At 72.3% G+C, this 14,483-nt stretch carries 13 protein-coding genes; 4 read left to right on the forward strand and 9 right to left on the reverse strand.

Features of this window, described 5'->3' with window-relative positions:
• Window positions 1-7: 7 nt before the first annotated feature.
• The gene (hydA, locus tag ABD332_RS15515; RefSeq protein ID WP_344502588.1) at window positions 8-1,411 is read right to left on the reverse strand and encodes a dihydropyrimidinase; all 1,404 of its coding nucleotides are present in this window, start codon (window positions 1,409-1,411) and stop codon (window positions 8-10) included.
• Window positions 1,408-2,247 (reverse strand): nitrilase-related carbon-nitrogen hydrolase, encoded by an 840-nt coding sequence (locus ABD332_RS15520; RefSeq protein ID WP_344502589.1) that lies wholly within the window; start codon window positions 2,245-2,247, stop codon window positions 1,408-1,410. Before ABD332_RS15520 ends, hydA begins: the two co-directional genes overlap by 4 nt.
• Before the next feature lie 144 nt (window positions 2,248-2,391).
• On the opposite strand from ABD332_RS15520, the gene ABD332_RS15525 reads away from it, so the two are divergent.
• The gene (locus ABD332_RS15525; protein WP_344502590.1) at window positions 2,392-3,783 is read left to right on the forward strand and encodes an aminotransferase-like domain-containing protein; all 1,392 of its coding nucleotides are present in this window, start codon (window positions 2,392-2,394) and stop codon (window positions 3,781-3,783) included.
• Between the two features lie 378 nt (window positions 3,784-4,161).
• Window positions 4,162-5,115, forward strand: coding sequence for a CPBP family intramembrane glutamic endopeptidase (locus ABD332_RS15530; protein WP_344502591.1), 954 nt, complete (start codon window positions 4,162-4,164; stop codon window positions 5,113-5,115).
• Here the strand turns inward: ABD332_RS15530 and ABD332_RS15535 are convergent.
• Window positions 5,112-6,230, reverse strand: a complete 1,119-nt coding sequence (locus tag ABD332_RS15535) for an acetate/propionate family kinase (RefSeq protein ID WP_344502592.1) — start codon at window positions 6,228-6,230, stop codon at window positions 5,112-5,114. The genes ABD332_RS15530 and ABD332_RS15535 overlap by 4 nt on opposite strands.
• Before the next feature lie 18 nt (window positions 6,231-6,248).
• Here ABD332_RS15535 and pta point away from each other — a divergent pair, with 18 nt between their 5' ends.
• Together pta and ABD332_RS15545 are read left to right on the forward strand one after the other, a co-directional pair.
• The gene (gene pta / locus ABD332_RS15540) at window positions 6,249-8,321 is read left to right on the forward strand and encodes a phosphate acetyltransferase (RefSeq protein WP_344502593.1); all 2,073 of its coding nucleotides are present in this window, start codon (window positions 6,249-6,251) and stop codon (window positions 8,319-8,321) included.
• A complete protein-coding gene (locus ABD332_RS15545) occupies window positions 8,318-8,668 on the forward strand; it encodes a VOC family protein (protein ID WP_344502594.1) in 351 nt (116 codons plus the stop codon). Before pta ends, ABD332_RS15545 begins: the two co-directional genes overlap by 4 nt.
• Window positions 8,669-10,372: 1,704 nt before the next feature.
• On the opposite strand, the gene ABD332_RS15550 is transcribed toward ABD332_RS15545, so the two are convergent.
• From ABD332_RS15550 to ABD332_RS15575, 6 genes are all read right to left on the reverse strand, one after another.
• The gene (locus tag ABD332_RS15550; RefSeq protein ID WP_344502595.1) at window positions 10,373-11,101 is read right to left on the reverse strand and encodes a M23 family metallopeptidase; all 729 of its coding nucleotides are present in this window, start codon (window positions 11,099-11,101) and stop codon (window positions 10,373-10,375) included.
• 68 nt (window positions 11,102-11,169) lie between these two features.
• Window positions 11,170-11,415, reverse strand: coding sequence for a hypothetical protein (locus tag ABD332_RS15555; RefSeq protein WP_344502596.1), 246 nt, complete (start codon window positions 11,413-11,415; stop codon window positions 11,170-11,172).
• An 84-nt stretch (window positions 11,416-11,499) separates the two neighbouring features.
• On the reverse strand, window positions 11,500-11,643 hold the full coding sequence (locus tag ABD332_RS15560) for a hypothetical protein (protein ID WP_344502597.1): 144 nt from the start codon (window positions 11,641-11,643) through the stop codon (window positions 11,500-11,502).
• Window positions 11,644-11,714: 71 nt separating this feature from the next.
• Window positions 11,715-12,323: a DUF305 domain-containing protein gene (locus tag ABD332_RS15565; RefSeq protein ID WP_344502598.1), complete on the reverse strand. Its 609-nt coding sequence runs from the start codon at window positions 12,321-12,323 to the stop codon at window positions 11,715-11,717.
• 5 nt (window positions 12,324-12,328) lie between these two features.
• Window positions 12,329-13,117: a lytic polysaccharide monooxygenase gene (locus tag ABD332_RS15570; RefSeq protein ID WP_344502599.1), complete on the reverse strand. Its 789-nt coding sequence runs from the start codon at window positions 13,115-13,117 to the stop codon at window positions 12,329-12,331.
• A gap of 87 nt (window positions 13,118-13,204) precedes the next feature.
• The gene (locus ABD332_RS15575) at window positions 13,205-14,479 is read right to left on the reverse strand and encodes an NAD(P)/FAD-dependent oxidoreductase (protein ID WP_344502600.1); all 1,275 of its coding nucleotides are present in this window, start codon (window positions 14,477-14,479) and stop codon (window positions 13,205-13,207) included.
• Window positions 14,480-14,483 lie beyond the last annotated feature (4 nt).

A 14,483-nucleotide genomic window follows, 5' to 3' on the forward strand; every position in this document is an offset into this window, starting at 1 on the left:
CTCGGTTTCAGATCAGGTAGTCGGAGAGTCCGCGGCGGACGAACTGCCCGTGGCCCTTGCCGCCGTGATACGCGCCGTCGGCGACGATCACGCGGCCGCGGGACATGACGGTGTCGACCTTCCCGGCGATCTCGTAGCCTTCCCAGGCGGAGTGGTCCATGTTCATGTGGTGCGTCTCGACGCCGATGCGGGTGCGGGCCGCCGGGTCGTACAGGACGATGTCGGCGTCGGATCCGGGCGCGATGATGCCCTTGCGGGGGAACAGGCCGAACATGCGCGCGGGGGTGGTCGCGATCGTCTCGACCCAGCGGGCGAGGCTGAGCTTGCCGTCGACGACGCCTTGGTACAGCAGGTCGACGCGGTGCTCGACGCTGCCGATGCCGTTGGGGATCTTCGAGAAGTCGCCGATGCCGAGCTCCTTCTGGTCCTTGAAGCAGAAGGGGCAGTGGTCGGTGGACACGACGGACAGGTCGTTGGTGCGCAGCCCCTGCCACAGGTCGGCGCGGTGCGTCTCGTGCTTGCTGCGCAGCGGCGTCGAGCAGACCCACTTGGCGCCCTCGAAGCCGGGCGCGCCGAGCTGGTCCTCCAGCGTCAGGTACAGGTATTGCGGGCACGTCTCGGCGAAGACGTTGCGGCCGAGGTCGCGGGCGGCGGCGACCTGTTCGAGGGCCTTGCTGGCGGACAGGTGCACGATGTAGAGCGGGCAGTCGGCGGCGACCCCGGCGAGCCAGATCGCGCGGCTGGTCGCCTCCGCCTCCAGGGCCTCGGGGCGGGTGAGGCCGTGGTGGATCGGGTCGGTCTCGCCGCGTTCGAGGGCCTGCTTGACCAGGACGTCGATCGCGGGCCCGTTCTCCGCGTGCATCATGATCATGGCGCCGTTGTCGCGGGCCTTCTGCATGGCGCGCAGGATCTGGCCGTCGTCGCTGTAGAAGACGCCGGGGTACGCCATGAACAGCTTGAAGCTGGTGATCCCCTCGTCGGTGACGAGGGTGTCCATGGCCTTGAGCGACTCGTCGTCGACGCCGCCGAGGATCATGTGGAACGCGTAGTCGATGTGGCAGTTGCCGTCGGCTTTGCCGTGCCAGGCGGCGAGCCCGTCCTGCACCACCTCGCCGGTGCGCTGCACCGCGAAGTCGATGATGGTGGTCGTGCCGCCCCAGGCGGCGGCGCGGGTGCCGGTGTCGAACGTGTCGCTGGCGAACGTGCCACCGAACGGCAGCTCCATGTGGGTGTGCGCGTCGACGGCGCCGGGGATGACGTACTTGCCGGTCGCGTCGATCGTCTCGAAGTCGCCCTCGGCCGGCCCCTGCCCGGGAGAGAAGATCGCCGACACCTGCTCGCCGACGACGAGCACGTCGGCGGGGAGCGCACCCGTGGGACCGATCACGGTCCCGCCCTTGATGAGGATCACGGTTTCACCAGGTCCCCGTACGCGTCCGGGCGCCGATCCCGGTAGAACTGCCATCGGTCCCTGACCTCGGCGAGCAGGCCCATGTCGAGGTCGCGGACGATCAGCTCCGGGTTGTGCGAGTCGCCGACCTCGCCGACGAACTTCCCCTCCGGGTCCACGAAGTACGAGGTGCCGTAGAAGTCGTTCTCGCCCAGGTCCTCAATGCCGGTGCGGTTGATCGCGCCGATGAAGTACTCGTTGGCGACGGCGCTCGCCGGCTGCTCCAGCTGCCACAGGTACGCGGACAGGCCGCGGCTGGTCGCGGACGGGTTGAAGACGATCTGCGCGCCGTTGAGACCGAGCGCCCGCCAGCCCTCCGGGAAGTGCCGGTCGTAGCAGATGTAGACGCCGACCTTGCCGACCGCGGTGTCGAAGACGGGGTAGCCGAGGTTGCCCGGGCGGAAGTAGAACTTCTCCCAGAAGCCCTTCACCTGCGGGATGTGGTTCTTGCGGTACTTGCCGAGATACTTCCCGTCCGCGTCCACCACGGCCGCGGTGTTGTACAGGACGCCGGGCTGCTCCTGCTCGTACATCGGCAGCACCATCACCATGCCCAGCTCCGCGGCGAGAGCCTGGAAGCGTTCGGTGGTGGGGCCGGGGATGGACTCGGCGTACTCGTAGTAGGCCTTGTCCTGCACCTGGCAGAAGTAGGGTCCGTAGAACAGCTCCTGGAAGCAGATGACCTTGGCGCCCTGCGCCGCGGCCTGCCTCGCGTACTCCTCGTGTGCCTTGATCATCGACTCTTTGTCGCCCGTCCAGCTCGTCTGGACGATGGCGGCCCGGATCACGTCTGCCATGGCTGCCCCTCTCTGGGCTTCTGCGGCTTCAACAGTGCTGGGCTTTACGTTGACCTTGTCTCGGGTCGGATGCCGTAGGACACTAACGACACAAATCTAGGCGGACAATGGTCCAAGCGTTACAGAATGTTTCGGAGATGTAATTTGCTCGCGCTCATCGCCGGGGCGGTCGACGACCGCAGCGCCCGGGGAATCGCCGCCGCCGTCAGCCGACTGGTGACCGCCGGGACGCTGCCCGCGGGCTCCCGCCTGCCGACCGTGCGGGACGTCGCGCGCGAGCTCGGCATCAGCCCCACCACCGTGTCCGAGGCGTGGCGCAGCCTTGCCCGGGCCGGCGCAATCCAAACCCGGGGCCGCTCCGGCACGTTCGTGGCCACGCCCTCGTTGCCGCGCCAGCGTCTGCGGTACGCGCAGCTCGGCGGCCGCATCGGCGAGCTCGGCCCCTCGGAGCTGCTCCGCGACTTCTCGACCGGCGTGCCCGACTACGACCTGCTGCCGTCGCTCACCGAAGCGCTGCGCCGCATCGGCGACGCCCGCCTGACCACCAGCTACCTCGACGGCGCGGTCCTGCCCTCGCTGGAGGACGTCCTGCGGGCCCGCTGGCCGTTCCCCCCTGACCAGCTCACCGTCGTCGACGGGGCGATGGACGCCCTCGACAGGATCACCGGCACCGTGGTCCGCTTCGGCGACCACGTCCTGGTGGAGAACCCCGCGTTCCCGCCGATGCTGGACCTCCTCGAAGCCGTCGGCGCCACGGTCGTCGGCGTCGCCATCGACGAGCACGGCATGCGCCCCGACGCCCTCGCTCTTGCCTTGACGCAGTGCGAGCCCGTCGCCGTGTACCTGCAGCCGCGCGCCCACAACCCGACCGGCGCGAGCATGACCCAGGCCCGCGCCGACAAGCTCGCCCGCGTCCTGGCCCGCCACCCGGGCGTCACCGTCATCGAGGACGACCACGCCGGCGACATCGCGACCGCTCCCCCGGTCAGCCTCGGCCGCCGCCTGCCCGACCGGACCGTCCACGTGCTCAGCTTCTCCAAGAGCCACGGCCCCGACCTGCGCCTCGCCGCGATCGGCGGCCCCGCCGCCGTGGTCACCGCCGTCGCCGACCGCCGCCTGCTCGGCCCCGGCTGGTCCAGTCGCCTCCTGCAGGCCGTCCTCGTCGAGCTCCTCACCGACCCGTCCACAGTGGACGCCGTGGTCCACGCCCGCGACGAGTACGCCCGCCGCCGCACCGCCCTGCTCGACGCCCTCGACACCCGCGGCGTCACGGCCACCGCCGCCGACGGCATCAACCTCTGGATGGCCGTCGCGAACCAGCAGGTGGCCATGCTCACCCTGGCGGCGCACGGCATCGCGGTCGCCCCCGGCGCCCCCTTCGAGGTGAGCCACCTCGACAGCGACCACGTCCGGATCACGGCCGGCCTGGTCCGCGACGGCTTCGACGACCTCGCCGACATCCTCGCCGAAGCCGCGGGCGCCACAACCCGCGGCAGCGGCCCCCGCACCGCCAACCACCCCCGCGGCTGGCGCTGAGCGCTGTAATACTCCGCGCCTCCCGGCGCGGGGCGGGGGTTCCCACCCGCGGCCCCCATGCTCGCTGCGCTCGCACGGCCTGCGCTGGCGCGCGCCCGCTTCTGCGCATGCGCGGCATCCGGTGGTCGCCCTGGCCAGGAGCGCCCACCCGCCACCGCACCCCCCGCCACACCACCATGCGGCGGCCCTCCCGCCCTTGTGCCGAACGGCCTGGTTCTGCCGGCATCCGAAGGCCCGGCCGCCGCGGCGGTCCCGGAACCACGCCTGGCCGGTCACGGCGAACACCGTGGACCCGGGTCACGCCCGCCCGTGACGAGCACGCCCAGGCAGCGGCGAAGCACCACCGCGGCCGTCGTTCACGCCTGCTCTAATGTGCGCATGTTGAGCCTGCCCGAGCCGGGGACGCCGTTCCATCGCCTCGCCCGCACCGAGGCGCACCGGTGGTGGCGGCCGGTCGTGGGCACGCTCATCCTGGCCGTCGCCTGGTTCGGAAGCCTCCCCGCCCTCGCCGTCGCCGTCGACGCGGTCAGCCTCATCGTGCACGAGCCGACCGGCGTGAACGGCGCGTTGAGGTTCAGCCCGACCAGCGCGGCCTGGCTGTCCGTGCTGACCGTCGGCCTGCTCCTGCCGGCGGCGCTGTTGGCCGCCCGCGACGTGCAGAACCGCCCGGTCGGCACGCTCGCGTCGGTGACCGGCCGGGTCCGCCTGGGCTGGCTCGGCGGGTGCCTGCTTGTGGCGGCGGTGACGACGGTCGGGTGGATCGCCGGGGGCGAACTCGTCTACGAGGCGATGGGCGACGGAGACAACGGAACGCCGGTCGGCGCCGGCAAGTTCGGGCGCAACGTCCTGATCTTCCTCGCGCCCACGGTGCTCATGGCCGTCGCCCTGGAGTACGCGTTCCGGGGCTGGCTGCTGCAGGCCGTCGGAGGGTTCAGCAAGAAGCTGTGGACGGCGATCGCCGTCCAGGCGGTCCTCTACGCCGCCGCATTCGGCACCGACGGGCCGTGGTCGTTCGCGGACTGGCTGGTCACCGGGGCAGTGCTGGGCTGGCTGGCGGTGCGCACCGGCGGCCTGGAGGCGGGCATCGCCCTGATGACGTGCCTCTACCTGACCGGCCTCGGCTACGACGCGCTGTACGGCTGGCTCACCTATTTCGGGCCCTATGACGACCTGGACTGGCAGATCTTCGCGCTGAACCTGGTCGTGAACCTGGTGTACGCCGCGGTCGTCACCCGGCTCGCGCGCCGCCGGGGCATCGTCACCGTCAGCGCGGAGCCGGCCGCGGGGTCGTACACCGTGGGGTCGAACGTCGTGGAGCCGGAGCCGGTCTAAAGCCCGTCTGACGCGGTCACGGCCCGGACCTGTTCGGCGATCGCGAGTTCCTCGTCGGTGGGCACGACGCACACCGTCACGCGGGCGCCGTCCGGGGAGATGATCGGGGCGTGGGCGGCGTTGCGGGCCGGGTCGACCGTGATGCCCCAGGTGTCCAGGCCGTCGAGGGCGGCGGCGCGGACCGGGGCGGCGTGCTCGCCGACGCCCGCCGTGAACGTGATCGCGTCGAGGCGGCCCAGCACCGCGTGGTAGGCGCCGACGTACTTGCGGATCCGGTGGCAGTACACGTCGAAGGCCAGCGACGCGTCGGGGTCGCCTGACGCGCGCCGGGCAAGGACCGTGCGCATGTCGTTGGCGCCGGACAGGCCCTTCAGGCCGCCGTGGCGCTGGAGCTGGTCCTCGGCCTCGGCGGCGGAGAGGCCCGCGGCGCGGTGCAGGTAGCTCAGGACCGCGGGGTCGACGTCGCCGGAGCGGGTGCCCATCACGAGGCCTTCGAGCGGGGTGAGGCCCATCGACGTCTCGACGCTGCGGCCGCCGCGGATCGCCGTGGCGCTGGCGCCGTTGCCCAGGTGCAGCACGATCATGTTCAGGGCGGCGAGCGGGCGGCCGAGCAGCGACGCGGTACGCCGGGAGACGATGTCGCACGAGGTGCCGTGGAAGCCGTACCGCCGGATCCCGAACCGACGAGCGAGGTCGCGGTCCAGGGCGTAGGTGCGCGCCTCCGCGGGCAGGGAGGCGTGGAACGCCGTGTCGAACACCGCGACGTGCGGGACGCCGGGCAGCGCCGCGCGGGCCGCCTCGATGCCGACGATGCCACCCGGGTTGTGCAGCGGCGCGAGGGGCGTGAGCTCCCGCAGTACCGACAACATCGCGTCGTCGACGAGGGCCGGCTCGGTGAAGGTGGAGCCGCCGTGCACGACCCGGTGCCCGACGGCGACGATGCCGGCGGTGTCCAGGCCGCCGAGGATCTCGCCGAGCGCGGCCGTGTGGTCCGCGACCCCGCCGGGCTCGCCGATCCGCTCGACGACACCGTGGGGTCCGGCGGCCGCGGGGTCGGACAGGTCGACGACACGGAACTTCACCGACGACGAGCCGCTGTTGAGCACGAGGATCATGACAGGCAGACTAGCGGTGTGGCTCGCATCGTGTACCTGGTCGAACACGGACCTGGATCCGGCAAGTCCGCCGTGGCGCTCGGCCTCGCCGAGCTCCTGTCGCGGAAGGTGCCCAGGATCGGGGTGTTCCGCCCGTTCGTCGACGGGACGGCGAAGGACTCGACCCTGGCGCTGCTGTGCGAGCGGTACCACATCGACAGCGACCATCAGGAGCTCTTCGGCGTCACGGCGGCCGAGGCCGCGCAGATGCTGTCCGCGGGCGACGGCGAAGGCCTCGTCGGGCGGATCGTGGAGCGGTTCCGGCCGATCGCCCGCGACCATGACGCCGTCGTCGTCATCGGCAGCGACCTCGACGACGAGCAGTCGCCGAGCCTCGCGCTCAACGCCCGCCTGGCCAACGAGTTCGGCGCGGTCGTGGTCGCCGTCGTCAACGGCGCCGGCCTGGACGCCGACACGGTCGAGTCGGTGGCGCGGCAGGCGTACCACGGGCTGGTCGAGCACGACGCCACCGTCGCCGCGGTCGTGGTGAACAAGTCGTCGGAGAAGCCGCCGGCGCTGCCGGTGCCCTGTTACACGATCCCGAACGTGGCGACGGTCGCGGCGCCGACGGTCGCGGAGGTCGCCGCGTCGCTGGGCGCGACCGTCGTCAGCGCCGGCCCCGCGTCGCTCGAGCGTGACGTGCTCGACTACGTCGTCGGCGCCGCCCAGGTGCCGGCCGTGCTCGACCACCTGACCGCCAACTGCCTGCTGATCACCCCCGGCGACCGGGCCGACCTGCTCGTCGCCGCGGCCGCCGCGCACGCGTCGGGGACCGTGCCGCTCGCCGGGATCGTGCTCACGCTCGGGATCGCGCCCGACCCGGCGGCCCTCGCCCTGTTCGAGCGGCTCAACACCGGTCTCGCCGTGTTGTCGGTACCGGCGGCGAGCTACGACACGATCGCGGCCTCGACGCGGATGGAGCACCGGCTCGGCCCCGCCAACCCGCGGAAGGTGGCGGCGGCGCTCGGGGCGTTCGAGTCGAACGTGGACACGGCGGCCCTCGAGGCGGCCCTCGAACTGACGGCGTCGACGCGCGTGACGCCGCTGATGTTCGAGTACGACCTGATCGACCGCGCGCGGGCCGCGAAGCGGCACCTGGTCCTGCCGGAGGGGACGGAGGAGCGGATCCTGCGGGCGGCGGACATCCTGCTGCGCCGCGGCGTGGCGTCGCTGACGCTGCTGGGTGACCCTTCGGTGATCGCCGCGAAGGCGCGGGACCTCGGTCTGGACATCTCGGACGCGGCCGTGATCGACCCCGCGACCTCCCCGCTCCTGGAGCGCTTTGCCCCGGTTTACGCGGATTTACGGGCACATAAGGGTGTAACGCTGGACCTGGCCCGGGACGTGGTCCGCGACGTCAGCTACTTCGGCACGATGATGGTCCACCTCGGCCTCGCCGACGGCATGGTCTCGGGGGCGACGCACACCACCGCCGCCACGATCCGGCCCGCGTTCGAGATCATCAAGACGGTGCCGGGCCTGAGCGTCGCCTCCAGCGTCTTCTTCATGCTCCTGCCTGACCGTGTGCTGGTGTACGGCGACTGCGCCGTCAACCCGGACCCCGACGCGGAGCAACTGGCCGACATCGCCTTGTCGTCGGCGTCGACCGCGGCACAGTTCGGCATCGACCCGCGGGTGGCGATGCTGTCGTACTCGACCGGGACGTCCGGCGCCGGAGCCGACGTGACGAAGGTGGCCTCGGCGACCTCGCTCGTCCGCTCCCGCCGCCCCGGCCTTCCCGTCGAGGGGCCCATTCAGTACGACGCCGCGATCGACCCCTCCGTCGCCGCCACCAAGCTCCCGGGCAGCGCCGTCGCCGGCCAGGCGACCGTGTTCGTGTTCCCCGATCTCAACACCGGCAACAACACCTACAAGGCCGTCCAACGCTCCGCCGGCGCCGTCGCCGTCGGCCCCGTCATGCAGGGCCTGCGCAAACCCGTCAACGACCTGTCCCGCGGCGCCACGGTCAAGGACATCGTCAACACCGTCGCCATCACGGCGATCCAGGCCCAGGGTTTTTTGTCATACCCGTCGGGCACGATGGAGGCATGACGGCGAAACTTACCTCGGTGGTGCTCGACTCCCCTGATCCGCATGCGCTCGCCCGGTTCTATTCCGAGCTGCTCGACCTGCCCATCACCCGCGTCGACGGCGACTGGGTCGACATCGGCGACGGCACGACGAAGCTCAGCTTCCAGCACGCCCCCGAGTTCCGCCCGCCACTGTGGCCCGACCCCAACTTCCCCCAGCAGATCCACCTCGACATCCAGGTCGACGACATCGACGCCGCGGAGTCCAAGGCCCTGCGCATGGGCGCCACCCTGCTCTCGACGAAGGAGGCCGGCTTCCGCGTGTACAGCGACCCGTCGGGCCACCCGTTCTGCCTCTGCTACGACTGACCTTCCGCCACGGCGAGGCCCATCCACCCTCTGCGGTGTTGGAGCGGTCCACCGCGACTCCGCCCGGGTGTGGTCTTGAGCGGCGGGACACCCGAGCGCGGCCTGCCCGGCCTCCGTCCAGGGCTCCGCGACGTCCACGCCTGCTCCTGGATAGCGCCATGCCGAGGACCCGCTCACGACCGCGCTGCAGCGGACTCCCGCGCTGCCCGCCCAGCTCAGTGCCGGGCCATTCCCGCGGCCGCACGTCCGCGCAGTTCCGCCTGTGCGATCTCGCCTGCACCGCCTTGCCTGTGCCGCCCTGCCTGTGCCGCCCTGCCTGTGCCGCCCTGCCTGCACCGCCCCGCCTGCACCGCTCGCGCGCGTCGCCTCGCTCGTTTGCCGCGCCTCCTGCCGACGCTCCGCCTGCCTGGCCGGCCGGCATCCTGGATGCCACCCACGTCCACACCTGCATCCGGAAAGCTCCGCCCGGCGACGCTTCCCCTGGCAGCCTCCGCGACCTGCATCCGCCCCGGTCGGGCTCATCCCGAAGACACCTGCAGGGCTACTCCCGCGGCCGACTCATACGCCGTCCCGCTCGCCTACTCCCGCAGCTGACTCTCTACAGCCGCTCGCCCATGCCGCCCGCTCGCTCGCCCCTGCTACCCGCCGGCAATCGGCCTGCGTCATCGACTCCCGGGCGCCAACCACGTCCACACCTGCATCCGGAAACCTCGGCACCCCCTCCACCCGGCAGCCTCTGCGACCTCCACCTGCCCCAGGGCGAACTCATCCCGAAGGCACCCTCAAGGTCACTCCCGCAACCGGCTCCCAGGCCTTCCACCTGCACAACCTGATCCTCGCCGGGCCGGGACACGCCAGAGCACCGTCCGGGCAGATCTCGCGCCGGCCACCCGCGCCGCCTGCGCACCCACACCGTCAGCCCGCCCGCCCCGCCGCCACCTCGGGCGCGGCCGATGTCCTGGGCGCCGCGAATGTCGACGCCTGCTTCCGGCAAGTTCGTCCGGACCACCACTGCCGCGACCTGAACCTGCCCCGACGGCGACCTGCAGAAGTCGCCCCAGGGCCGCTCCCACAGCCAGGCGCCGCACCGCGTCCGCCCGCAGCGCCGCCCGCCTGTCCTGCCTGCCTACGCCACACGGCCGACCGCGCCATCTGACCCGCGTCGCCCGCACTGGCTGCCCGGCCTCGTCGCCGCGCCGGCCGCCCACGCAACCACTCCGCGCTCGCCGGCGCCGCCTGCCCGCATCGCCTCCCGCTGCCGCCCGCCAGCGCATTCACGCCACACGCTCGCCCACGCCAGACCAACCACACCGTCCACACCACACGCCCGACCACACCACACGCCCGACCACACCACACGCCCGACCACACCACACGCCCGACCACACCACACGCCCGACCACACCACACGCCCGACCACACCACACGCCCGGCCCCGGCGCCATGCTGCCTGCCCGCGTCGCACGTCCGGCCCGTGGCTGTGCGGGCTGCCTGTGTCGTCTGGCCGCTCGGCCCGCTCTCGCTCGCTCCCCGCACCGCCTGGCCGTGCCGCCCGCACACCCACACTGCGCGCTCCCCGCGTCGCCTGGTCGCGCGGGGGGCTTCGCCGCTCCCGTGGATGCTGGCCGTCTCCCGCCGGACGGTGGCGCTGTCAGGCAGTCGGCGCGGCCAGGGGCCGGTGGTGGGGAGGGCGACGGGCCGGGGCTACGGGTTGACCAGGGGTTTGGTGGGGCAGCCGTGTTGTTGCTGCCACTGCTCAACGTCGGCTACCGGAGACTTCTCGGTGCCGGCTTTCCAGGCGTCTAGGTAGGACCAGGGCCAGATCGCGCCGCGGCGGGTCCACCAGTCGGTGGTCTTCTGGCAGGCCGGGGAGATGCCGAAGTGGATGTGGCAGGCGCTGGCGTCGCCGGTGCGGCCGACCTTGGCCACCGGCTGGCCGGCCTTGACCGGGGTGCCGGCCTCGATGCCCTGGTCGATCGTGGAGAAGTGGGACATGTAGTAGCGGATGCCGTCGCCGCCGAGGATGTTGACGGAGAGGCCGCCGCGGGTGGCGCCGTCGTTGACCTTCGCCTGGTAGGTGTCGGTGCGGGTGACCTCCAGGACCGTGCCGTCGACCGGGGAGACGGCGGTGAGGCCGCAGGCGGCCATGATGTCGCTGGCCGGGTAGTCGTGGTGGGTCCGCGCGTAGGAGGCCTTGCCCTGCACCGGGAACGCGTGCTTGACCGGCTGCCCGGCGGCGGCGCCCGCGGTGGAGCCGGCGCTCGGCGCTGCTGCCTGCGAGGACGACGGACCGGATCCCACCTGGCGGCCGGGTGACTCCGACGCGGCCGGGGTCGGCGGGGCGGTCGAGGGGGCGGGGTCGCCGCCGCAGCCGGCGGCGCCGAGCGCCACCAGCGCGACGACACCGGCGAGCCTGGTGCGCAGCGCGAACATCGTCAGCCACCCTACGCCCCCTCGACAACCACCCGCGTCACGGCGCCCGGCCGTGGCGCTTCGAGCGTTCAGACGGGCGCGGGAAGGATGGCGAGGAGCTGGGTGGGGGGTTCCAGGGCGTCGACGAGGGTGTCGCCCTCGAGCCAGAGGCCGCCGGCGCGGCAGACGAGCGCCGCGGCGGCCTCGACGGGACAGGGCAGGAGGGCGCCGCAGGCGCCGCAGCGGGCCGGGTCGTCCGGGTCGCGTTCGAGGTGGCGCGTCTGGAGTTCCGCGGCGGTGGTGACAAGGACGCTGTCAGGGTCGAGGTGCAACATGTCGATGATCGTGCCGCCGGTACCGGCGACGACAGCGCCACAAAACGGGTGAAAAGCCTGCGGAGGGCGGGTCACCCGGGCAGATCAACGGGAGGGCTGGCCGGTCCCGTCGCACTGGCTCGCGGCGCCGGTGACGCCGTCGGGCTGGTGGGCCGGGGTCGGGGAGCCTGCGTTGACGTGGACGCGCGCGCCGCAGACGGGGCAGCGGCTCATGGCCTCGGAAGACATCTCGCTCACCTCACGCAGACAGGAAGGCCGGACGAGGGAGTGATTCCCCCCGTCCGGCCTCTTGGAACATGTCAGCCGCTGACGAGCGCCAGCATCTGGCTGATCTGCTGCGTGCGGGACAGCTCGATGCGCTCCGCGAACTGCTTGACGGTGCTGTTCTGGCCGTTCGCCTTCAGCTGCTGCGCCATCTCGACCGCGTTGTGCTGGTGGGCGATCAGCAGGTTGAGGAACTTGGTCTCGAAGTCGGCGCCGGACGCGTCCCGCAGGGCCTTGATCTCCGCCTCGCCGGTGGCGGGCTGGCCGCCGTGCGCGGCGTGGCTGCTGTGGTCGTCGCTGCCGGTGGCCTGCTCGTTCCAGCCGGTGAGCCAGCCCTTCATGCGGTCGACCTCCTCGGCCTCGACGACGTCGATGGCGCCGGCGAGGTTGACGACGTCCTCGCGGACGCCCTTGGCCTTGCCGAGCTTCAGCATCTCCAGGCCCTGCCGCTGGTGGCCGATCATCATCTGCAGGAACAGCACGTCGTAGGCGTTGTGCGGGCCTTCGGCGACGGCGGCGACGCCCTGCGGCGCGGCCGCGGCACCCCGCTGCGGGCCGCCTGCAGGCTGGTCGACGTCCTTGCAGCCGGTGAGCAGGAGCGCGGCGCCGACCAGCAGCGCGACGGCGGTGCGGAAACGCGTCACGGCGGTCACACCGGCAGCCAGAGCGCGAGCGTGTAGATCGGCTCCCAGCTGTAGATCGCGGTGTGGGCCTGGCGGCACTGGTACTTGCGGCCGTCGTACGTGACGACGTCACCGACGTGGTAGGTGACGCCGGCGGCCCAGGCGGCCCCGCCAGGGGCGGGCGTGGTGGTGGGCGGCTTCGACGTGGTGGCCGTCGCGGTCGGCTTCGGCGAAGCGGTGGCCGTGACCGTGGGCTTGGGCGAAGCCGTGGCGGTGGGCGTGGGGGTGGAGCCGCCGCCGGAGCCGATCTGCAGGTCGACGCAGTTGTAGAACGCGTTCACCGTGTCGGCGATGTTCCACACCGCGAGGACCGTCTGCCGGCCCGAGTACCCGGCGAGGCTCACCTGGTGCGACACGGTCGCGTTCGGCTGCTTGCCGCCGTCGTTGAACTGCGCGATGCGGGTGTTGCCGATGAAGTAGTCCCACGTGCTGGTGGAGTGCCGGGCGGTCAGGACCCAGTTGAAGGTGACCGAGGTGCCGACCTGCGTGGCGGGCCAGTTGCGGCTGTTGTCGTTGAGCACCGCGAACTCGGGCTTGCCGGCGTTGCAGTTCTTCTGCCCCTTCGGGCCTTCGACGCTCTGCGGCTCGTACTGGATGGGACCGCAGTCGGCGACCTTCTTCTGCGCGCACAGCGCCTGCCGGCTCGGCGGTGAGGATACGTATCCGTGCGCCGAAGCGGGCGAGCCGAACCACAGAGTGCCGGCCGTCGCACCCAGTGCGACCAGCGGATACAGCACGGATCTACGCATCGCCAATTTTCCTTCCACACCTTTGTCGAGCAGGTGCGGAAAAACGTATCGGAGGTGCGCTTAACGAGCCCTTCTGCGATTTGCAAATCCCGCCTAACGCGTATTTATGGCGTCGTTAAGCGAGACGGGGGAGGCGAGGCCGAGGCCGACGGCGGGCGGGTGCGAGGCGACGAGCCAGTCGGCGGCGACCCGCGCGCGGTTCGCCGGCAGGGACAGCAGATGGTAGGCGCGGGTGACGGCCTTGGCGGGCAGGCCGGACAGCGGGACCCGCAGCGGGTTCGCCGCGGCGTCCGGGCCGCCGAGGTCGACCAGGAAGCCGAGGTCGTGATGCTTGTACCGGCGCCGTTTCCCGATCCCGAAGGAGGCGACCACGTTGCGCGCGGCGAGCGCGCCCTGGCGGACGGCGTGCTGCGCGGTCATCGGGGTCAGCCGGCCGGGCCGGGTCAGGTCGGGCACGGCGGCGGCGTCCCCGCAGGCGAACACGTCCGGGAACCCGGGCACCGTCAGGTACTCGTCGACGACGAGCCGCCCCTGCTCGGTGCGTAGCCCGAGGTCCTCGACGAGCGGGTCCGGCCGCACCCCCACGCACCAGATGAGGGTGCGGGTCGGCACGACCCGCCCGTCGGTGAGCCGGACCCGGTCCGACTCGGCCGCGGCGACGGACGCGCCGGTCAGCACCTCGACGCCGCGGGCGCGCAGCACCCGGTCCGCGGTGCGGGAGAGGCGCGGCGACAGCTCCGGCAGCACCCGCGGCGCGGTGTCCAGCAGCAGCCAGCGCACCGGCACGCCGGCGAGGGACGGCTGGTGGCTGACGATGTCGGCGACGGCGAGCCGGCAGTGCGCGGCGACCTCGGTGCCGGTGTAGCCGGCGCCGACCACGACGAACGTCAGCCTGGCCGCGCACTCCGCCGGGTCGTCGGCGGACGCGGCGAGCTCGACCTGCCGGATCAGGTGGTCGCGCAGGTACAGCGCCTCCGGGATGCCGCGGAAGCCGTGCGCGTGCTCGGCGACGCCGGGGATCGGCAGGAGCTTGTTGACGCTCCCGACCGTGATGACCAGCCGGTCGTACGTGAGCTGCCGGGTCCGCGCGGCGCCGTCCTCGAAGCGGACCGTGCGCCGGTGCGGGTCGACGTGCGTGGCGTTGCCGAGCACGAACCGCACCCCCGGCAGTGCGGCGGGCAGCGACACCGCCACCCGGCGGGGCTCCAGGACGCCGGCCGCCACCTCCGGCAGCAGCGGCAGGTACAGGAAGTAGTCAGTCGGGTTGAGCAGCGTGATCCGCGCCCGCCCGCGGGTCAGCCGGGTCAGCCGCCGGGCCGCATGGAACCCCGCGAACCCGCCGCCGACCACCACGATGTGGGGTGCCATACAA

Source organism: Dactylosporangium maewongense, from assembly GCF_039531485.1.
Lineage (GTDB): Bacteria > Actinomycetota > Actinomycetes > Mycobacteriales > Micromonosporaceae > Dactylosporangium > Dactylosporangium maewongense.